This is a genomic window from Peribacillus sp. ACCC06369 (genome assembly GCF_030348945.1).
Taxonomy (GTDB): domain Bacteria; phylum Bacillota; class Bacilli; order Bacillales; family DSM-1321; genus Peribacillus.
This window is the reverse complement of the sequence record NZ_JAUCEN010000002.1, coordinates 2,588,154-2,608,367: the sequence shown is the minus strand read 5'-3', so window position 1 is coordinate 2,608,367 and position 20,214 is coordinate 2,588,154. Positions and strand designations below refer to the sequence as shown.

The following is a 20,214-nucleotide window of genomic DNA, read 5'->3' as shown; positions in this document are numbered from 1 at the left end:
TCCGTCTTTATCAAAAATGTATGCAATGTTGAAGCATTTTCACGGCGTTCCAGATGCGCGCCCACAATGATGACCTGCTTTTTTTTTCTTTAGATTGACCTAAAAAATTCTTTATATTGATTGGTATATTCATCAATCCTGGTAATCTTAAGTGGACTGTATGGCAATAACCGTTTCCAATATTACATTGACGCCTTTTTCACAATCTTCCCAAGTAGTAAGTTCCTCTTCACAATGACTTTTACCGTTGATGCTTGGGACGAAAACCATGGCAGTCGGTATATAACTAGCTATAAACTGAGCATCATGTCCTGCCCCGCTTACCATTCTTTTATATGGTAAACCCAATGAATGGGTCGATTGCTCAAGCAAATTGCAAATCGATTTGTCGAACCATACAGTATCCCTGTCCCATAATTTTTTTACTTGGATGTCGCAGCCACTTTCTGAACCTGTGGTTGTAAGGCCTTCAATGACTTCCTCCACCATTTCGATGACCTTGGAATCTTTATGTCTCGCTTCTAGCGAAAAAACCACTTTATTAGGGATGACCGTATGGATATTAGGAAACACATTTACCCTTCCCATCGTAAAAACTAAATCTTCATCAAGCATGCCCAGCTTCTGACGGGCCTCCATAATCAAGCTATTCGCCGTGAAAAAAGCATCCTTTCTCATATTCATCGGGGTAGTTCCCGCATGATCGGATTCTCCAGTAACTTCTATCTCATAGCAAACCATCCCAAGGACACATTCAACGACACCGATCGTCAATGATTCACGTTCAAGAATGGGTCCTTGTTCGATATGCAACTCTAGAAATGCAGTCGCTTCTTTTAAACGGGACTCTTTATCCCCTGCATAACCAATGGTATTCAAGGCGCTTTCGAAAGTGGTTCCTTCACTATCCGTCTTTTGCAACATGATTGATTTTTCGAATTTCCCTGAAAGAACTCCCGATGACATCATGGAAGGTTCGAACCTGGCTCCTTCTTCGTTCGTAAAATTGACGATCATCACCGGAATTTTTGGTTGGATATTATTTTCCACCAGAGTCCTCACGACTTCCAAGCCTGCAGCTACACCCAAGATACCATCAAACCGCCCGCCCTTTTTAACGGTATCCATATGTGATCCCATTACAATGGGCGGTTTGTTTTCAAGTCCCGCTAAAGTAGCGTAAATATTCCCCATATCATCAACCTTAATGGTCATCCCCAATTCTTTACAACAAGCGCAAAAGTAATCACGGACTAATCGATCTTCTTCGGAAAGGGATAACCGTGTGACTCCGTTGTTTTCTGTGCGTCCATAATCCGCGAATTTCTCGAGTGTACGACTCAGCCTCTCACCATTAATTAATAATTTTTGCTTTTTCATAGCGAAAATCCCCCTTTTAGATAACCTGCTAAAAATTCTACATTTGTTCGCTTAAGCCAAAAAAATCATAGTGAAAGTCTTGGTTGTTTACTAGATACTCTAGATTATATTTCCACTAATGATTCCCTATATAGAGAATCTCTTCATTCGGAATCGTTGATTCAACCTTTAATTCCTTAATATTTTGAGGATCAACCTTCAAAATACTATCATTCAATATTACTAGGTCGGCCAGCTTCCCTTCCTATATGCTGCCTTTGACATCCTCATCGAAACTCGCAAATGCGCCATTCCAAGTGTATAGTTTAATGCCTTCCATTACGCTAATCGATTGAACCGTCCCTATTTTCGTACCAGACCTGCTTTATGAGAATCTATAAATCCAGGAAGTAATGACTTTCCCTGCAAATCAATCACATTTGTTTCTTCTCCGATAAAAACCTTGATTTCCTGATTCGTTCCGACTGCCGAGATTCTATCTCCTTTAATTTCCAGTTATTCTGCAACTGAATTTTTTTGATCAACTGTTATGACCTCGCCGTTTATGAACACGATATCAGCTTTCAAACACTCACACCTTCCTTATTGTTTACCCTCATTACTCGTACCACTTCCTTTTCTTTTGCTGTCTCCCACTTTCACTTATTGGAATATTCCGTTTTTAATAGATTCATTATATCCACCCCAGATTATGAATTCATTAGACAAATAGTCAAAAATTTTATCGTTTTTTTATACCTTTCATATGATTATGTCTATCTTCTTATGACTTTTAGTCCCCATTTATTCACGTTTTAGATATGCAATGATAGAATTTAGGGGGAATTTCACCAATCAAAAAAAGGATAGGTACAGCCGCTGATATGCTTACCTATCCTTTCCATTTTTCGATTATTTTACAACCCATTCAATCTCCCTATAATGCCAATGGTCAAATACTGTTTATTGGCATTAAATTCCCATAGCCAATATCGAAGGGATAATTCACTTTTATCCACTTCTTCAATAAAAGTTTTTATCCCAATCAATGCTGCCCCATAACCCACATTTGAAGCTAAGGCAAAGATGGCATTCAGCCCTTCATTAATGGTATCCATATACTCGGGTTCCATTTTTAAGATATCAGTCCATGTAATATAGAATCCATTTTGCTTGATACATTTAGATATAGAGTGATTCAACGTACATACTATCTCATCCCTAAGATCTAAAAATCCATTCTTTATCTCTTCTGCGTCTTTATTCTGATATTGTTTACCATAATCAGAAAGCAGTTCCTTGGCCCAATTATAAAAAAGTTGGGTATAAATGGCGGAGGTTGCCACGATATCAAAACCCTTATGATAATCAGCAAAAATACTGTCAGAAATCTGACTTAACCGATTCTCTGTATCCTTTATATACTGAATGATTCCCTCTGCCTTTTCACCACGCTTCAGCATGGAAGATAGGTGGTGATCAAAACCCATTTTATCGAGGCCTGTTACATCGATTTCAACAAGTTGTATTTTTTCCCGAGTCCGTTCAGGCAAATTCTCGGTACCCTTTTCCATGCTTTCCATATCAATATCAAATAAATATATGGAGTTGCATTTAGTTGCCAGATACTCAATATCTAAATCATCGCAATTGCCTGCACCAACAATCGCCACTTTATCAACATTCTCTCTTTTCGAAAAAGCGACATCGAATAACCCTGTAACTTTTAAACGATGCTGTTTCCACCTCATCTTTCTGAATTCTTCTCGATTATGATTGATTTCTCTTTGAAAGGTTTCCAAGTAAATCTCTCCCTTTAGGGTACTATCCATTTAATTATTGTAACAAAGTATCCCGATATTGTAGAGGGCAGGTCATTTTGATTTCGCAGCTGGATAAGGTTCGCTACTTAGATTAAAGCCAGATTTCTAAATTTCAATAGTTAAATAAGCTAGGCAAATGTTAGAATAAATATGGGAAATATTGAAAGAAAGCAGAGATAACAGGAGGGTGTTCCTTGAGCAAAACAAAAAAGATTTTACTGACTTTACTTGGTGTTTTTTTAATTATCTTGACCGGTGTCGTGATACTTGTGTTTTCATTCACACAGAGCATGAAAGCAGATCTGGATGAAGAAAAGAAGGTTAAACATCAAGCTGAACGATACTTAGAGAAAAACTTTGAAGATGGAACGGAAATATATGATGTCCTACACGATAATATGGGTAACTGGGGCTATTTTGACTATGCAGCTAAAGTGAAACATAAAAAATATGGTACTCAATTTTTAGTTTTCTTTAATGAGGAAACAGGGGAAATGGAGGACACATTCATATCTGATAAATGGCAAAATGATGCTGAAAAAGAAATAAGGCCTTATATAGAAAATGAACTGGGGGACGTATTGATATCCAAGGATATGGGAGATATTGCTGAAAGTGATGATTGGGAAGAGATTCAAGAAGAAATAGGCGATTCGAATCAATTACTCTTGGTTTTTGATGAGAGGATCGGGAAAGAATTAAAGATTGATCCAAATAAAGCAGCTAGCTATAAAGATTACGAAGTTGCCCCAACCATTCGGATTACCCTTTCACGTAAAAAACAGGATGCAGATGAAGACCGATTTACTGAAATTATCACTTCCCTAAAAAAAGATAGGGTGCTTAAAAATGGAAATATAATTGTAGAATATATCAGCAACAATGGTGTGCTTCTCGAAGATGAGGAATGGAGTAAATCATTTTAAAACCTTCAGATTGTTTTAAAAAAAGATAAAGAGCAACATTCATAACCTGCCGCTCTTTACCTTTTTTTCTTTCTGGAACCCCCCCCTAAGTTTCAATATGGCTTTTTTCTCTACCAAACTATCCTATTTTTTTGTCGCAAATATCTTTGATATTCCAATCGTCTTTTTTTCATGCTATTGCCCACCAGACAAAAACCATACTGGAAATGACCAAAATACATTGAATTTGCCGACATGTTGGGCTAAATGTGATAATGTTTCGCTTCTCGTGTAACCTCAGTTTGGCGAACAGCACTCCGTTTTCTGGTCAGAAAAAAATTTTTTTATATAAAAATTAAAAATCCTTCCATGTTTTATATAAGAAACTGCCCCATTTCCTGAATAAATGTATCTAGTAAATTATATTTAATACCTACTGAATCATCCTTGGCGAAAATTTTTGATTGGTAGCGCTATCACTTCCATTCCTGGGATAAAAATCTCTACAATTCCAGGTTTTATAAGCATTTATCGCAGTTTTCTTAATTTCCCATATACCCTACAGGGTAATACTCTATATTCATAAATCATCAATAATGGGAATTTTAACCTAAGACTTTTCCCTTTTCCCAATCGTATAAATATTCAAAAAAATGTCGAGTTGAGTCATCTATCCTTTTACCCTTATACTAGGGAAGAAAAATCGAAGGAGGAATTATACATGAAGAAGGAAATTTCAATTATCGGTGTTCCAATGGACCTTGGTCAAACTAGAAGAGGAGTGGATATGGGGCCTAGTGCCATCAGATATGCAGGATTGAGTGAAAGACTTGAAAACATTGGCTATACTGTCCGTGATGAAGGTGATATTAAAGTAGAAATACAAGAAAGAGCACAAAGTGATAGCGACACAAATTTAAAGAATCTGCAGGATGTAGCAGAAGGTAATGAAAAATTGAGTCAAAAAGTGGATGAAGTCATCCAATCAAATCGGTTTCCTTTAGTATTAGGGGGAGATCACAGCATAGCAATCGGCACATTAGCTGGTTTAGCGAAGCATTCTGATAACTTAGGGGTAATCTGGTATGATGCACATGGCGATTTAAACACAGCCGAAACTTCCCCATCAGGAAATATACATGGTATGTCCCTAGCAGTTAGTTTGGGCCTTGGCCACCCTGCACTGACTAACATTGGCGGATATTCTCCAAAAATCAAACCAGAGAATGTTGTCATTATTGGTGCCCGTTCCTTAGACCAAGGTGAGAAAGAGTTAATCAGGGAAAAAGGGATCAAAGTTTTTACAATGCATGAGATTGATAGAATGGGTATGACAAGAGTGATGGAAGAATCGATTGCTTATCTGAAAGAACGTACGGATCTTGTACATTTATCACTTGATCTTGATGGTCTTGATCCAGATGACGCACCTGGGGTTGGAACACCTGTAATGGGAGGTATTAGTTACCGTGAAAGCCATCTTGCCATGGAAATGCTAGCCGAAGCTAATATCATTACATCTGCTGAGTTTGTAGAGATAAACCCAATATTGGACGAGCATAATAAAACGGCTGAAGTTGCTGTCGCATTAATGGGCTCATTGCTTGGTGAAAAATTACTTTATGGAGCGGAAGACCAATTTAATACTGCTGATTTACTGGTTGATGTTAAATAGTTGTACATCTTTTTAGAAAACTGGTATTGTAAGAAATTATGAGAGATTTCGTTAAATAGATGGCCCAGTGGAAATAGCCCCTACTTCAACAGGGTGCTTTATACCCATTGAAGGATGGTCCACATGAATCCATTCATCCCTAGTTTCCTGACGCTTGGCTTCCTTTTCTTTATAAGCGGCGCTACCTGAAATTAATTCTGCATTGGAACCTATATATCTCTAAATGCAGAAATAATCTCTTATTCTAGGGAATTCAACAACATCTAAGATTCAAATCAAATCTTTTACATTTGTGAGTAAAATACACAAATTCCCTAATAACGTCCAGACATAAATGAAACCGTTTGCACCCATCAGGTAAAGGAGTTTTTCAATGAAGACAATAGAAAATCAACCAAATGAATTAAAACGGAGCATGAAAGCAAGACATTTATTTATGATTTCAATAGGGGGATGTATTGGTACAGGCTTTTTCATTGGTTCAGGCTACACCATTCATGAAGCTGGGGCCATCGGGGCTATCCTCTCTTACATAGTCGGCGGTTTTATCATGTATTTAACGATGCTTTGTCTCGGGGAGCTATCGGTTGCCATGCCTGTTTCCGGTTCGTTTCAGACATATGCGACTAAATTCATCGGTCCTGGAACCGGCTTTGCCATAGGATGGCTTTACTGGTTAGGTTGGGCTGTTACGGTTGCCTTGGAGTTTTTGGCAGCTGGACAGCTTATGCAAAGATGGTTCCCTGAATCACCTGTTTGGATGTGGTGTGCAATCTTTGCTTTACTCATATTTTTACTGAACGCATTATCAGCAAAGGCATTTGGCGAATCTGAGTTTGTTTTTTCAAGCATAAAAGTATTGGCCATAATCCTGTTTATCGGAGTTGGCGGTGCTGCCATGTTTGGTCTTATTGATATGAAAGGTGGACAAGAAGCACCATTTTTCTCCAACTTTTTCAGTGAGGGCCTCTTCCCGAATGGAATATCGGCCTTGCTTATCACAATGATTACAGTGAACTTTTCCTTCCAGGGCACAGAGCTAATCGGAATTGCCGCTGGTGAAAGTGAAAACCCGGAAAAGGTCATACCTAAATCGATCAAACAAACCGTTTGGCGTACCCTTTTCTTCTTCGTTCTCTCTGTCTCTGTTCTTTCAGCGTTGATTCCAAGGGAACAGGCAGGAATCGTTGAAAGTCCATTCGTTGTTGTACTGGATAGTATCGGAGTTCCTTATGCGGCTGACATTATGAACTTCATCATTCTAATAGCGCTTTTGTCCGTTGCAAACTCCGGCCTTTATGCGGCAACACGTATGCTTTACTCGCTTTCTAAGGAAGGCATGGCAAGTCCAAAGCTCGGTATGGTAAATAAGCGAGGAATTCCGCTTAATGCCTTGCTTATCACCCTTGCAATAGCTGGTTTGTCTTTACTTTCAAGTGTAGTAGCCGCCAAAACAGTGTTTGTCTTTCTTCTCTCCCTTGCAGGATTAGGAGCACAAATTGGCTGGATTGCCATCGCGGCTTGTCTTCTTGCTTTCAGAAGATCATATATCCGCAAAGGTGGACAGGTGGAAAACTTGAAATTCAAAGTACCGCTATATCCATTCATCCCCATTCTTGCCTTGATAGCAAACTGCATCGTCATGATCAGTCTAGCTTTTGTTCCTGAGCAGCGAATGGCCCTTTATTGCGGGGGGACATTCTTCATTGGATGTTATGCGGTTTATCACTTTAGAGTGAAGAAAAACAAGAAAGTCGAATCTCCAATGCAGGAAGTTGAATTAACTGCCGGTAAAAAAATGGTCATTTGATCCTGAACGCTGCGGAGTAGAGTAAGTAGTGAAAAGCGATCTTTACAATCCATAAAGATTGCTTTTCAAAGAAGAAAAACCCTGGATGTTTTCACACCTAGGGTTTTTCTTTTATTTAAACACCATTTCCTGCATACCTATCCATTGGTAAACCGCTTTATAAATTCTTCTTTTTCCCTTCCAGCTTTTTTAGATCCCCTAAAATATACACTTTCTGATCAAAGAAATATTTACTCTCTGTCCATGATAAAAAGCATATAATAGGAAGTTACATTTCAGTTTTAACGCCTGGATAATTCAGCTCGAATTAAGCTATAGAATGAATCTTATGACATTTAACAAGCATCACAAAATAAAATCATCTTAATCGATGATTTTATGTTTGTGCATATTCTTTTAATCTAGGCAGGATTGGCTCTAAAATTTCCTTGGCTATGTAATCAGTATCCAATCCGATGAAGCGTTCACTTTCCAATTCGACCGATCTCGCATTTTCCGGGTCATTACAAAAAATAAACGATATGATTCCGTTCTCTTCGGTCAAATCTACATACTTAAATGTAATGTCATGTTTCGTAAGACAACTTTCAAACGCAATGCACAATTCATCTATATTTGATTGACTAATAGATGTGAATTTCATATTGATCACCCCTCTGCTAAAGGATAGCAAAATAAAGCATGAATTACAAAGTGAAAATCAAAGCAGCAGCTAATGTTTCATGATCATGATTCATCTGACACAATTGCCCAAAGGGAACCTGACTTATCTTTTTACCAGTGCAATAACCTAAAATCAAGAAATGAATACAAACCTTGACATGAATGATGTCTTTTGATGATGATCTCCACAAGAAATTTCATTCAACCAATTGATTTCATCCAATTTCCCATCCTTGTTTGATTTAATTTTTCATCTTCCATAATCAGTATATCCATAGCCATATCTGCATGATGTATCCCCTCAATATGGACTTCCTTATGAATATTCCATGGCATGTCTCATATCTTTATACAAACACCTTGTTAGGAGTTGGCCAACATGAAGTCTTTTTATAAGGGAACGCTCATTTTGATTGTCGCAGCGTTTTTTGGTGAATGTATCGAATTTTTAGTGAACATGATCCTAGCCAGGGAATTACAGGAAGAGGGCATGGGGCTTTATATGTCCATATTGCCTATTTTCTTTTTAATATATGTGATTGCCAGCCTTGAATTACATATTTCCATTTCAAAATTCGTCGCAGAAAATAAACAGACCATGCATTATAATCTTATCGTTCATGCACTTAAAATGGCTGCTGTCGTCGTGTTGGTCATGTGTGTGGTCATGCCTTTCATACTTTCCTTCTCCTCCATAATGGACAAATATCATCCCTATATTAAATGGCTGCTCATCACACTAATCCCAATCGTTGCATTTTCATCGATTGCAAGAGGTTATTTCATGGGTGTACAGCAAATGGGGAAGATTGCTTTTTCAAACTTTTTGAAAGATATCATTCAATTTGGTTTGCTTTTCCTCATCTTTAACTTATTTCATTTTAACCAGGAAAAGTCACTTTTGATGGCCTTTTTTGTTTTAATTGGCAGTGAGTTCCTCGTTTTTCTATACTTGATCAACCTTTTGATTCTTCAAATGCGAATCATGAAACGCGGTACGAACTCGCGAACCACCGGTAAACATGCACGGCAAAAATTATTGGCTGTTTCGCTGCCCACCATGGGGTTAAGGATCTTTCATGCCATAACAAATGCCATTCAACCCTTTTTGATCCATACGGCCCTTCTCTCGGCAGGATTCGGTGCTGTCGTGGCAACAGAGCATTTTGGGATGCTCACTGGGGTTGCGATGACAATCGGCTTCTTTCCGGCCTTTATCGCGCATTCCTTAATGATCATGCTCATTCCGAATGTTTCGAATGCTTACAAGAAACAGGATAAGGAAAAATTGAGGGTTTTATTGCAAAAATCGATGTCTTTTACCGTATTGTATGGAGTTCCAGCCGTAATCTTCATTTATTTCTTTGCGGAATCTTTGACCTCCCTCTTTTTTTCTTCAACATCTGCCGCATACTATTTAAAATTATTATGCCCTTATTTCCTTTTTCACTTTTTTGTCATTCCAATGCAAGCCTACCTCATCGGCCTGGGCTTAGTGAAAGATGCCTTCATCCATACAGTTTGGTCCCATATCGTTGCATTTTTAATGATGTATATCCTTGGGTCTCAAGCGTCTCTTAATATGGGAGGCATCATTTTAGGAATGAATACGGGCGCTGTATTATTGACTTTCATGCACTACTTGACCATTTGCAAAAAAATTGGGATAAGCATTTTACTGACGAAATCGAGATCCATATCGATAAAGTGAAGCAAGGACCATGTTCATCCCCCTGATGCACCAAGTTACCTTATTTCACTTTCATTTTTATTTTGAGGAAACACAGCAAACCAATTATATACAAGTTCCATCCAGCAAATCCCTTGCTGTTGTTGGTTTGTAATGATTTGGATTAAAAATTTTGAGCCTTTCCCTGTACATATCAGCTTGGTTCCTGTATATTTCAACATACTTGGGTAATAATCAAGTAAAATGGTTTATACTAACCATACAATAGTAATGGAGTGATTTCATGAGTAAAGCTAAGGCTAAGAGTGGAACGGGTAAAGGTACGGGCACAGGTACGGGCAAGAAGGGCTGGAATCGTTGGAAAACGGGTGCCAACAAGAAAAAAAGCGCAAAACCATATGTAAGTAAAGGCGTCAAACATTCCAATGAATCAAAACCTTCAGGCCAACCTGCAGGTGACAGGTCTGAAAAATAATAACTTGTTCTGAATCCAAAAATTAATATTTGTTCCATATTCTCATACAGGGTGTTAAGGAATCTGTATGAGAGAGATGGGTCTAATAGATATAATATTCACGGGCGATATCCAAATAAGCTAAGAATGCGGCTATTATTATACATACCATCAAAAAAGACACTCCCAATCCCGGTAGTGTCTTTCACTTTTTTTATGTTCTTTTTATCTAAATTGGCTTTTGGGTTTGATAGCATTGATTTTTTTCGGGGTAAACTCTGTCCGGAAGCCGTTAGTGGCTTTTTTAACAGAGTCTGTAACTGAATGTATCGCTTCACCAACATCCTGAGCAGAATCCAATAAAGGTTCAACCGTTTTCATTTTAGTTTTTACATCGTCGGTGATTTCATTTGCGGTTTGCAACAGTTGTTTCGATTCTCCGGATAAATCGTGGATGGCACTTCTCACTTCAACCAATGTTTGATTGGCTTCTCCTATAGTGGCCATTCCCTTTTGCAGTGTACTGATCAAAAAAACGACCAACCAAATGAAGGCTAAAGCGATTGCAGCCACACTATATTGAATAATCATGTCAAAGCTCCCCCTCTAAATTTAAAAGTAGAAACGATTAATCCAAATATGTTAGTGGATCCCGGGGTGCATGTTTTTTTAAAGATGACCAATAGCACTATTTGATTTTGATTTGTATGCCCTCAGCTTCAGTTTGAGTTGAAGGAGCTGTCGGAGTGGATAAATCATTTTTTTTGCGGCCATCCAAGCTGGCTTCTTTCATGGAATTGGTCACATTATGAATCATTTCCCCAACATCTTGGGCGGATTCTAGCAAAGGATCGACATTTTCCATCTTCCCTTTTACATCTGCTGTAACTTGATTCGCAGAGTGGATCAATTGTTTGGACTCCTGCGTCAATCCATGTACTGCGTTTCTAACCTCTTCCAGTGTCTTATTTGTTTCTTCGAGCGTCCCCATTCCTTTACGCAGCGTCTGGTTGACATTATATATCAAATACACGACAGCTCCGGAGACACTGGCCACACTTAATTTCATGAACATTTCATTTCTCCACTCCCTTCATTTAAATTTATGCACTGGTCCTTCCATTCATTCCCTAAAGTCCGTCCCTTGTCAGGTCACTTTTACAGACTTTTTCCCCCATCAGGCTTAACCTCTACTTACCCATTCTTTTTTTAATCTTTTAAAAGGTGACGATATACACATATATTCTAACGAGGTATATGTTGGAATTATAATTAATCATATTGATGTCCTCACTTACAAAAGTATTAAAAAATGAAATTTTTTAATATACCAAAATCTTATATTGAAATCCGCCCTTTTTAGGCACACTACTATTAAAAACAGGAGGATACCATGACACCTCGGAACGTTCCAGCTAAAAATGATTCAGAAGAGAAAGATACTCTTGCTTCACCTGATAAGGAAAGTGAAATAGTCAAACTCAATCGATTATTAGGTGCGGTCATGAGATATTTATCAGATGATGAGCAAGAAGAAATTGATATAGAATATCTTCTTGAAAACACAGAAGGGTTGCGGGATTGGTGGAGCCAATATAGGGAGCTAGATCGAAAAAGGGTCGAAGAAGAAATAAAAAATTCCCTGACAGATCTATCCCTTGAAGAACTTGAAACCATCCGTGAACAAATCCGCACTAAGGAAAAATAAAAAAATCCCTGCATGGAGATTAACTACAGGGAATTCTTCTTTCATTTTATATATATTATTGAATATAAAGTTCATGCCGTTCATGAAGCACCAGGAACCTTCTGATTCAAATACCGTTCAATGAACTTAGTTTTAGTTGATCGATCATTGAATCCACTAATGCTTGCAATGGATTTAAAATTGATCTTCCTGTCTGAAACTCATATCTCTTGGCTGCGTCAACCATTGATAGTTGAGCAACCGACAGCAGTTTATTTTCGTTATTAAAGTCATGCAGGAACTTCACGATTTCCTGGCTATATTTCTCACCCAATCCCTGCATAATGTATTCAAAGGTATTGTCGATGATGATAACTTCAAAATCCACACCCCCATATTTTTCAGAATGGGCATTTAAACGTTTGACTGTTCCTTTAACTGTAGCAGGGTTCGTGAATAATATGACTTGCGGCTGCTGCAATTGGCAAATCTGCTCAAAATACGGTTCATCGATTTTAATGATAGGCATGGGTAAGGATAGTTGTTCTTCGTTTAAAAAGGCGATGTAGTTCGTACAGGTTATCAGGATGGCATCCACTTTACAATTGGCAATCCATTCAACTTTTTCTTTAACCGTTTTTTGAGCATCCGAATACTTAAACTTTTCATCCGTTGCCACCCGGTGCATCATTCCTGGATCTACAAAATGAAGCCATTCTATATCAAATTTCGAGAATGCTTTTTCTATGTATTCTATATTTGTGTAGTGTGCATGCAAACAGCCTATCTTTTTTCTCATAAACATCCCGCTTTCACTTTTGGTTTTCTGATTATTCTAACATAAAAAACGGCGTTATTTTGCCCACTACCGGCCAAAACGATAATTTCTAATTCTTAGCCATCCCACTCCTGCTATAATCGGATGAAAAATATACCCTTTAGACAGAATGCTGCTCGCTTGGGTATGAATCGGGACTTAAAGCATATATTTATCAAGGCGATACCAACGCAAGTATTAGTGTTTGAATATAAGGATCATCTAAATGAATATCATGAATGATCAAAAAGGAAATGGTCAGATGAAATTTTTAAATGGAGAGTGTTCATTATTCTATATTTAATCGCGATTCTTTTCCCTCCCTTAGCCGTATTATTAGTGGGTAAACCTATTCAGGCAGTGCTTAACTTAATCCTCACACTATTTTTCTATGTTCCCGGTTTAATTCATGCCATCTTAGTGGTGCATGATAAACAAGCTAATAAACGAATGAAGCGGCAAGCAGCACTTATTGCTAAATCGAAACGAAATGACTAAGTGAATATATACAACCACTTTTAACCCAAATAACGTACACCAAAGGTGTACGTTATTTGGGTATTTAACATCAGAAAGAATTCGTTACTTGAACCTGTGCGACTTCCTAGGCCCTCTATGGTAACATGCATCACATATATTAAAACGTGAGTCATTCGGCAACCTTTTTCCACAGCGCTTGCATTTTTTTTGATAATTCAACATTTCATCTTTTAACTGATCATGGACGCCATCACTGATTTCTTCACGGATACGCTCCCAATAAACAGCTTCAGTCCTCTTGCCCATCCGATACAAGAATAATAAATGAAGCCCTATCGCTTTATAAGAAAGCTCCAATTCCTCCAGGTTTCTAGTCTTGATGATCGGTTCAGGAAGATCACTGCCCTCGGCAATCGCTTCGACCGTTTCCAGCCACTGCCTGATCAGACTTGGTTCCTTGGCTGAAAAAGGAATATGCAGGAAACCATATAAATCCATTAAGGAAAAACGCGCTTCGATTTCAGTATCCCGTATCAGCTCGTAAAGCTCCCTTTCTTCCGATAGAGATGCCTTTTTCGTGCCTTTAGGGGGCTCGAACCTTTCCCACATTTCGAAAAATGTTCCCATGTTCCGGTAATATTTTTGAAAACGTTCAAATACAGCAGAGGTTGGGGCAATGGTGAAGGTTTGAACGGGTTCATCCACTTGTTCCAGCAACTTATTCATGATTCTAATCTCTGCTGTAAATGCTACCTTGCCAGTGTCGTAAATACCTTTTCTACCCGCCCGCCCTGCGATCTGTTTGATTTCTTGAGAAGTCAATCTTCTTCTTCGTGTCCCGTCGAATTTTTCATTTTCAAGAAAGACGATACGGCGGATTGGCAAGTTCAATCCCATCCCAATCGCATCTGTGGCAACGACAACTGATGTTTCACCGCGATTGAATAACTCTATTTGCCGTTTTCTATTTTCTGGAGGCATACTGCCGTATATCATGCTGACATTATGTCCACTCTCTTTTAGACGGGACGCGGTTTCCAGTACCTGCCTTCTCGAAAAACAAATTAGGGCATCTCCTTTTTTGGTATACTTCAATCCAAATTCCTTTTGTTCTACCTCAAGCGGTATTTCCCGTCTGTATTCGTGGAGTTCTAAATCTGCCTCATTCAAAAGGTTCAGAAGCATCATTTTGATATTCTTGCTTCCGATGATATGGACCTCTCTCGCATTTGCTTGCGTGATTGCCCGAAACCACGAAAAGCCTCGATCTTTATCGGCTATCATTTGGGCTTCATCTATAACGATTACTTCATGGTAGTCCTTTTCATGAAACATTTCAACGGTGCTCGAGACATGATTGGCACCCGCAACTGCCTTTTCTTCTTCACCGGTTTTTAATGAGCAAGGAACACCATCCGCATTTAATTTATCAAACACTTCGAGGGCCAGCAGTCTTAGGGGAGCTAGATACAAACCGCTCTCTGCTTCCTTCATTTTTTGTAGAGCCCTATGAGTCTTCCCGGTATTAGTCTCTCCGATATGCAAAACATACCTAACCTTTTTCCCTAATGATGGAGTATAGGCCTTACCTATGATGTCATCAATCATCCTTTGCTCTTCAGCCCGCTTTTTTGCTTCCTCTGCCAATACTTCAGCTTTTCTTCTTTCTCTGTTCGCCTCGTCCTTTTCAAATATTTCTTCATGCAATGTTTCATCAAAAGGTATTCCTTCGAGGTTCATTAAATCAGAAAGGTATTCTTCCTGAAGTTCATCAAAACAGGCCTGAGACAAATCAGTCAATTCATCCCGTAGTATACCTTGAAGGGCTTCAACCGTCAGTCTCTCACCATATGACTCCAAAAAATCATGATGCAGTGCTACAGGTAAATGGTTCAAGTATTTTTTAGGTGCTAATTTCATAATGAAATCCGAAACTAACCTTTCATACCGGTAAAAATAATTTTCATATTCATAATGGTTTTTTCCCCAATCGAGTAACGTGTGAATATCCCCTGTCAGCTCTTCCAAAAAGTCGGTGACCATTAGGTATTCGTTAGGTTGAAATCCACCTTCTTCAACCAATTGTTCTTCAAGCAAGTATGGATCGACATATTGGAATTTAGGTTTATTATTAAGATCCGCTGCCAAAATTCCGGCAATATGATACCTGACATGTAAATATAAAAGAAGTGAGTTTTTTTCAAAAAATGTATTGGCCTCTTCTTGTAGCCTTACGCGTATCTTCCAACGCTGCTTAGCTATCCGCTGTTCATCTTGTCGTTTAAAGAAGTTTTCCCTCGCATTTTTATATCTCTTCTCCCAATCATCTGGATTTTCAGCAAAGGATTTTTTAATCCACGACAAGGCATCAAATGGGCGATACTTCTTTAATTCATTCCGGAACATGCTATTGATCAGCTTATGATCTGAGCCTTCCGTAACAAATCCCCTTTCGCTAAGAAACACCTTTTTTTCCTTTCTCGGCACATCGTTTGATGCTTTATTTAACCAAACATTAATCCAAATTTGCTCAATAAAAGACATCCTGTCAGATAAATATGTTGCATATGAAGGCATTGACTCTTGATTCTCGAAATAAAAATCCATATCCTGGATTATTTTTTCCTTTGTATTCTCTATAGCAATAGGATATATACTTTCTAATTTTCCCATAATGATCCCCTTTTGAATTATCCGTTATGTACTAATTCTTACCTATTATCCTCTCCAAAACATTGTTTTAAATGAGCGAGATACATTCGTTTTATCTATATAATTCATGTGTTTCGTTAATCATGATAAAAAGCAGAAATGCCAAGCTGTATGACCTCCGGACGCGCTCGGGTTAATTCCAATCCAAGTATGTACGTTTAAGGTACTCTTACCATTTCACGTACAGTATAATAGATATTAGATAGACTGATTATCGACTTTAAGAAAGTGAAGTCTATCCCGCATTCAGAAAACAATCCACGATTTAGCTATTTGGTCAACAGGCGCATGAAAATTTAATGATATTAAAAAAAACCGATATTAAGGTAAAGGGCAATTTTTAACTGACTGACATTCGTACTGAACCAAGAAAAATAGAAACAGCCCATTACACGATCGGCTACTTCTCGATTACAATATCCAATAAAACGAATCCCACCTCTTAATTGAGTTTAGTGGAAATCCGGACGACTGTCACGGTATTCAGATTCCGCTTTCGTGTCTTTCTAGTTCAATATGAGAAATAACATCCGGAAACCTAAAAAGACTGTAGATAAAAGAGGAGCCTTAAAATGATTCAACAAGATATCAATTATTTTAAAAATTTGGACTCAATCGCTAAAGAAGTATTAACACTATTAGCTCAAAGCATTGGTGTGAATACATTCTTCCTTTCGATATTGAATCCCATACAGAGTTTTATAATCAAATCCTTCAATAGAAATGCAAAGTTAATTTGTGAAGGTGACATCATTCCTTATAATATGGTTTATTGCAAATTAGTTGTTGAGAATGGCTTGGAACCACTTGTTATCCCGAATTTAAAGGAACATGATTTGACTAGTGGACACCCTGCGACGAAGTTTATTGGAAACGGTTGTTTTATGGGGGCCCCCCTTATTAATGAGGGTGAAATCATTGGTACATTATGTGCATTCGACATTAAACCCTATGATTTTAAAGAGTATGATCTGATACTCATTAAGTCTTTGGCAGCTTTGATTAGTCAAACCATCATTCTTGAAAATGGAATTATCAGGGATCCTTTGACAGGTCTTTATAATAGGCACTTCATTTATAATTATTTTGATTATCAAAAGAATAAACAAAACGATGAAATGGCCATTCTTTACATCGATCTTGACCACTTTAAATCTTTCAATGATTCCTTTGGTCATGATGCTGGTGACGAGGTTATTAAACAGGCAGCTGGATGTCTTTTGCAAACCGTACCTGGTGACAGTCATGTGGCTAGAATCGGTGGAGATGAATTCATTGTATTATTACATCCATCCCATTGTGAGGATTTTATGAAAAGCACACAGCAAAGCGCTGAATTATTATTGAACCATTTATCCACCATGCCCATTCAAATTAATGGAAATGATCATTTTGTATCGGCTAGCATAGGGATAAGCTTTTATCCTCATAATGGTACGAAAATGGAGTCACTTTTGACAAAAGCGGATCGTACGATGTATAAGGCTAAAGAATCTGGTCGTAAGAATATTCAATACTACCACCCGCTGTGATTTTCGGAAAATTCAAAAAAAACCAGTTCTCCTTAGAGACTGGCTTTCTTTCACCTTAAAAAAATCCAACGTTTAGCTTTCAACCTTTGCAAAAGCTTGAGCAGATCAGCATTTCCCTTATGTATCCGTTTCTCGGATGGTGAAGCGGAGGGGGCCGGGATGTTAACTCTCTCGGGTTTTTTGTTCATATTCTGAAAGACCCTTCCTATTCTTTAATTTTGAATAGTATATGCGGGTTTTCCATTAAATATCATCAGGCAAAGGAAAAACCTCTGCCCCGTTTCTTATAAAACATTTTTTAACCGGCTGAAGCGATCAGCTTTTTCTTTTTGTTTCAGGATAATGCGTTCGTTCTGTTTCATCACCTTTTTAGTATGGGGACTTAATCCTACATTGGGTATTTTCACCTGTGGTTTGATTACGGTAACTGACACTTCGCTGCCAGCTTTATCATAAATGCTCATTTATCCTTCACCACCTTGGTTATGTTTTATGACCATATCGAACATCATGATTAATAAGGCTATTAATAAACAATCGACTTCTGAAACGAAGCTTTCTGATTTCACGTCAAGGATATAGGGTTCCATCAAAATGCTTACAGGCTGCAGAGCCATTTTCTCTTCATCATTATAATACGTATCTTCTCTTTCCAATGTAGCACGAATGGTACTGCCATTCAAGTTCGGATGCCCATTTATCACCAATTGCTTGTCCTGTTCCGTTTTGAAAGGAAGAATTTTCACGTCCATCCCTTCCTTTGCTGCATAAGCTTGAAGGAGAATGCTCAAATAAGCCAAGTATTCCTTATTCGTTTGATAATACTCAGGAATCCCTTCTTTCTTTAGGAGATGAAACATATTCTTGACCTTTTCCCTATTATCCGTTAAAAGTTTGTCACTTTCCGCAACAGCTTTTGTTGCATAGGACAGTTCGTTATCGCCAATTTTGGATATATACATGCTCAAGAACACAAACATATCAATGAGGATAAATACGATAGCCATAATCAAAAAATTTTTCCACTCATTAAATATACTCATCGGATAGAAATTCCAATAAATCAATGCTCCCAGTATAAAAATGACATACCAGGTTTTTCGAATCGCTTCAATCCTTTTAGTTACCTTGTCTTTATATTTCCAAGAAAGAATGACATATGCCAATAAAGCAAAAAATACTACCCATACAAAGACTCTGAAAAACATTAACAATCGACTTATCACCCTACCCTTCATCCTGCTGCTACATTTCTTATTCCGTACTCTATATTATTCATTATATATACCTCTATTCCCTGCCTAGGGCGTGTGAAACTTAACCACTGTCGATGAGTTTTCACTTGACTCCCAAAGTGAGTTTAGAGTTAATGAATCATCGGTTCACATCTATAGACCTGAAGGGTAAATCCAAATCATTTCCATTGTGGGACATCGCATTAAATAACCTTATATATTCTGTGATATGATAAGTTAACGAAAAGGTCTGATTAATATGGGAGGAACATATTCATGCTGAAAATTATAAAGATCATCATTTCTTTTTTTATATTATTGTTACTTTTCCTTAACCTCTATCCTCCGCTAGGGAGGCGGACAAACAAAGAAAAAGTGAGAGCATTCACTACAAAAGAGAATTTTGCCAAGGGTAAATTCCACAATCAGATTCCTGCTGGTCAAGCGATGAGCCTTAAACATACTGGTTCCATTTTAAGGGATTACATAAAAGGCAATCCAAAAAGAAGGCCCGACCATCCAATTGTAATAGGAGCAAAAGAACCTGCATCATCTGAGAATTCCAATAAAATCACCTGGTTTGGTCATTCTGCATTCATGTTGGAGTTGGATGGTAAAACCATTTTAGTGGATCCAATGTTTGGAAAAGCCCCCACTCCCTTTCCTTGGTTTGGAAACAAGCGCTTTAGCGGGGAGTTGCCTATCGATTTGGATTTGCTGCCACCTATCGATGCCGTCTTACTCTCACATGACCACTACGATCATTTGGATTATTTCTCAATAAAGAAATTAAAAGATAAGGTCGGTCAGTTCATTGTTCCACTCGGTGTCGGTGGACATCTTGAAAGATGGGGCGTGAAAAAAGAACTGATTCAGGAACACAATTGGTGGGATGAAGTTTCATTCAAAGAGTTGCAATTTGTTTGTACGCCTGCAAGGCATTTTTCTGGAAGAAGTTTAAACGATGGCAATACGACACTTTGGTGTTCTTGGGTAATTAATGGCAAACAAGAAAAGGTATTCTTCAGCGGCGACAGTGGATATGGTGGCCATTTTAAAGAAATCGGCAAAAAATACGGTCCTTTTGATTTAACTTTAATGGAATGCGGCCAATATGATGAGCGTTGGTCAACCATCCATATGATGCCTGAAGAAACTGTTCAAGCACACATCGATGTAGAAGGAAAACTGATGATCCCCATTCATTGGGCAGGTTTCACATTGTCTTTTCATGACTGGACAGACCCGATAGAACGGGTAACAAAAGCGGCCAATGATCATGCTGTACAGGTCTGCACACCTCAACTAGGCGAGCCAGTAATGATTGGGACAACAGATTTCCCTCAAACAAAATGGTGGAAATAAAAATGGT

At 38.1% G+C, this 20,214-nt stretch carries 18 protein-coding genes and 1 pseudogene; 9 read left to right on the top strand and 10 right to left on the bottom strand.

Going from position 1 to position 20,214, the window contains the following annotated elements; genetic code table 11:
• Positions 1 to 147 precede the first annotated feature (147 nt).
• From QUF78_RS13560 to QUF78_RS13550, 3 genes and pseudogenes are all read right to left on the bottom strand, one after another.
• A complete protein-coding gene (locus tag QUF78_RS13560; RefSeq protein ID WP_289325051.1) occupies positions 148 to 1,380 on the bottom strand; it encodes a Zn-dependent hydrolase in 1,233 nt (410 codons plus the stop codon).
• Positions 1,381 to 1,746: 366 nt separating this feature from the next.
• Positions 1,747 to 1,947, bottom strand: a pseudogene (locus QUF78_RS28025) (amidohydrolase); the annotation flags it as partial.
• A gap of 329 nt (positions 1,948 to 2,276) precedes the next feature.
• Positions 2,277 to 3,161 (bottom strand): hypothetical protein, encoded by an 885-nt coding sequence (locus QUF78_RS13550; RefSeq protein WP_289325050.1) that lies wholly within the window; start codon positions 3,159 to 3,161, stop codon positions 2,277 to 2,279.
• Positions 3,162 to 3,376: 215 nt separating this feature from the next.
• Between QUF78_RS13550 and QUF78_RS13545 the strand changes: the two genes are divergently transcribed.
• The 3 genes from QUF78_RS13545 (at position 3,377) to QUF78_RS13535 (ending at position 7,572) form a co-directional block, all read left to right on the top strand.
• The gene (locus tag QUF78_RS13545) at positions 3,377 to 4,108 is read left to right on the top strand and encodes a hypothetical protein (protein ID WP_289325049.1); all 732 of its coding nucleotides are present in this window, start codon (positions 3,377 to 3,379) and stop codon (positions 4,106 to 4,108) included.
• A 700-nt stretch (positions 4,109 to 4,808) separates the two neighbouring features.
• Complete coding sequence (rocF, locus tag QUF78_RS13540) at positions 4,809 to 5,762, top strand: arginase (protein ID WP_289325048.1); 954 nt, start codon at positions 4,809 to 4,811, stop codon at positions 5,760 to 5,762.
• Between the two features lie 373 nt (positions 5,763 to 6,135).
• Positions 6,136 to 7,572 carry an amino acid permease gene (locus tag QUF78_RS13535; protein ID WP_289325047.1) on the top strand — a complete coding sequence of 479 codons (1,437 nt, stop codon included), beginning with the start codon at positions 6,136 to 6,138 and terminating at the stop codon, positions 7,570 to 7,572.
• Between the two features lie 376 nt (positions 7,573 to 7,948).
• On the opposite strand, the gene QUF78_RS13530 is transcribed toward QUF78_RS13535, so the two are convergent.
• On the bottom strand, positions 7,949 to 8,215 hold the full coding sequence (locus QUF78_RS13530; protein ID WP_289325046.1) for a hypothetical protein: 267 nt from the start codon (positions 8,213 to 8,215) through the stop codon (positions 7,949 to 7,951).
• Between the two features lie 399 nt (positions 8,216 to 8,614).
• On the opposite strand from QUF78_RS13530, the gene QUF78_RS13525 reads away from it, so the two are divergent.
• Positions 8,615 to 9,946 (top strand): oligosaccharide flippase family protein, encoded by a 1,332-nt coding sequence (locus tag QUF78_RS13525; protein ID WP_289325045.1) that lies wholly within the window; start codon positions 8,615 to 8,617, stop codon positions 9,944 to 9,946.
• A 262-nt stretch (positions 9,947 to 10,208) separates the two neighbouring features.
• Positions 10,209 to 10,400, top strand: a complete 192-nt coding sequence (locus tag QUF78_RS13520) for a DUF3934 family protein (RefSeq protein ID WP_289325044.1) — start codon at positions 10,209 to 10,211, stop codon at positions 10,398 to 10,400.
• A gap of 204 nt (positions 10,401 to 10,604) precedes the next feature.
• On the opposite strand, the gene QUF78_RS13515 is transcribed toward QUF78_RS13520, so the two are convergent.
• Both QUF78_RS13515 and QUF78_RS13510 read right to left on the bottom strand, forming a co-directional pair.
• Positions 10,605 to 10,970, bottom strand: coding sequence for a DUF948 domain-containing protein (locus QUF78_RS13515; protein WP_289325043.1), 366 nt, complete (start codon positions 10,968 to 10,970; stop codon positions 10,605 to 10,607).
• 97 nt (positions 10,971 to 11,067) lie between these two features.
• The gene (locus QUF78_RS13510; RefSeq protein WP_289325042.1) at positions 11,068 to 11,454 is read right to left on the bottom strand and encodes a DUF948 domain-containing protein; all 387 of its coding nucleotides are present in this window, start codon (positions 11,452 to 11,454) and stop codon (positions 11,068 to 11,070) included.
• 318 nt (positions 11,455 to 11,772) lie between these two features.
• Here QUF78_RS13510 and QUF78_RS13505 point away from each other — a divergent pair, with 318 nt between their 5' ends.
• Positions 11,773 to 12,087 (top strand): hypothetical protein, encoded by a 315-nt coding sequence (locus tag QUF78_RS13505; RefSeq protein ID WP_289325041.1) that lies wholly within the window; start codon positions 11,773 to 11,775, stop codon positions 12,085 to 12,087.
• Positions 12,088 to 12,193: 106 nt separating this feature from the next.
• On the opposite strand, the gene QUF78_RS13500 is transcribed toward QUF78_RS13505, so the two are convergent.
• On the bottom strand, positions 12,194 to 12,871 hold the full coding sequence (locus tag QUF78_RS13500; RefSeq protein ID WP_289325040.1) for a hypothetical protein: 678 nt from the start codon (positions 12,869 to 12,871) through the stop codon (positions 12,194 to 12,196).
• Between the two features lie 303 nt (positions 12,872 to 13,174).
• Here QUF78_RS13500 and QUF78_RS13495 point away from each other — a divergent pair, with 303 nt between their 5' ends.
• Entirely contained in the window at positions 13,175 to 13,381 is a 207-nt protein-coding gene (locus tag QUF78_RS13495) for a YqaE/Pmp3 family membrane protein (protein WP_289327310.1), read from the top strand.
• 84 nt (positions 13,382 to 13,465) lie between these two features.
• Here the strand turns inward: QUF78_RS13495 and QUF78_RS13490 are convergent, their stop codons facing one another.
• Positions 13,466 to 16,036, bottom strand: a complete 2,571-nt coding sequence (locus QUF78_RS13490) for a DEAD/DEAH box helicase (RefSeq protein ID WP_289325039.1) — start codon at positions 16,034 to 16,036, stop codon at positions 13,466 to 13,468.
• 611 nt (positions 16,037 to 16,647) lie between these two features.
• Between QUF78_RS13490 and QUF78_RS13485 the strand changes: the two genes are divergently transcribed.
• Positions 16,648 to 17,607 carry a sensor domain-containing diguanylate cyclase gene (locus tag QUF78_RS13485; RefSeq protein ID WP_289325038.1) on the top strand — a complete coding sequence of 320 codons (960 nt, stop codon included), beginning with the start codon at positions 16,648 to 16,650 and terminating at the stop codon, positions 17,605 to 17,607.
• Between the two features lie 284 nt (positions 17,608 to 17,891).
• Here QUF78_RS13485 and QUF78_RS13480 read toward each other — a convergent pair whose 3' ends face one another.
• Both QUF78_RS13480 and QUF78_RS13475 read right to left on the bottom strand, forming a co-directional pair.
• The gene (locus QUF78_RS13480) at positions 17,892 to 18,071 is read right to left on the bottom strand and encodes a hypothetical protein (protein ID WP_289325037.1); all 180 of its coding nucleotides are present in this window, start codon (positions 18,069 to 18,071) and stop codon (positions 17,892 to 17,894) included.
• Positions 18,072 to 18,833: a type II toxin-antitoxin system SpoIISA family toxin gene (locus tag QUF78_RS13475; RefSeq protein ID WP_289325036.1), complete on the bottom strand. Its 762-nt coding sequence runs from the start codon at positions 18,831 to 18,833 to the stop codon at positions 18,072 to 18,074.
• A 285-nt stretch (positions 18,834 to 19,118) separates the two neighbouring features.
• On the opposite strand from QUF78_RS13475, the gene QUF78_RS13470 reads away from it, so the two are divergent.
• Positions 19,119 to 20,207: an MBL fold metallo-hydrolase gene (locus tag QUF78_RS13470; RefSeq protein ID WP_289325035.1), complete on the top strand. Its 1,089-nt coding sequence runs from the start codon at positions 19,119 to 19,121 to the stop codon at positions 20,205 to 20,207.
• Positions 20,208 to 20,214 lie beyond the last annotated feature (7 nt).

Bases quoted from the DNA above. Each gene is read 5' to 3' on its own strand.
- QUF78_RS13530 (WP_289325046.1), bottom strand. From the start codon at position 8,215: ATGAAATTCACATCTATTAGTCAATCAAATATAGATGAATTGTGCATT.
- QUF78_RS13490 (WP_289325039.1), bottom strand. From the start codon at position 16,036: ATGGGAAAATTAGAAAGTATATATCCTATTGCTATAGAGAATACAAAG.
- QUF78_RS13480 (WP_289325037.1), bottom strand. From the start codon at position 18,071: ATGAGCATTTATGATAAAGCTGGCAGCGAAGTGTCAGTTACCGTAATC.
- QUF78_RS13535 (WP_289325047.1), top strand. From the start codon at position 6,136: ATGAAGACAATAGAAAATCAACCAAATGAATTAAAACGGAGCATGAAA.
- QUF78_RS13505 (WP_289325041.1), top strand. From the start codon at position 11,773: ATGACACCTCGGAACGTTCCAGCTAAAAATGATTCAGAAGAGAAAGAT.
- QUF78_RS13515 (WP_289325043.1), bottom strand. From the start codon at position 10,970: ATGATTATTCAATATAGTGTGGCTGCAATCGCTTTAGCCTTCATTTGG.
- QUF78_RS13510 (WP_289325042.1), bottom strand. From the start codon at position 11,454: ATGTTCATGAAATTAAGTGTGGCCAGTGTCTCCGGAGCTGTCGTGTAT.
- QUF78_RS13470 (WP_289325035.1), top strand. From the start codon at position 19,119: ATGCTGAAAATTATAAAGATCATCATTTCTTTTTTTATATTATTGTTA.
- QUF78_RS13500 (WP_289325040.1), bottom strand. From the start codon at position 12,871: ATGTTTATGAGAAAAAAGATAGGCTGTTTGCATGCACACTACACAAAT.
- QUF78_RS13520 (WP_289325044.1), top strand. From the start codon at position 10,209: ATGAGTAAAGCTAAGGCTAAGAGTGGAACGGGTAAAGGTACGGGCACA.
- QUF78_RS13485 (WP_289325038.1), top strand. From the start codon at position 16,648: ATGATTCAACAAGATATCAATTATTTTAAAAATTTGGACTCAATCGCT.
- rocF (WP_289325048.1), top strand. From the start codon at position 4,809: ATGAAGAAGGAAATTTCAATTATCGGTGTTCCAATGGACCTTGGTCAA.
- QUF78_RS13525 (WP_289325045.1), top strand. From the start codon at position 8,615: ATGAAGTCTTTTTATAAGGGAACGCTCATTTTGATTGTCGCAGCGTTT.
- QUF78_RS13560 (WP_289325051.1), bottom strand. From the start codon at position 1,380: ATGAAAAAGCAAAAATTATTAATTAATGGTGAGAGGCTGAGTCGTACA.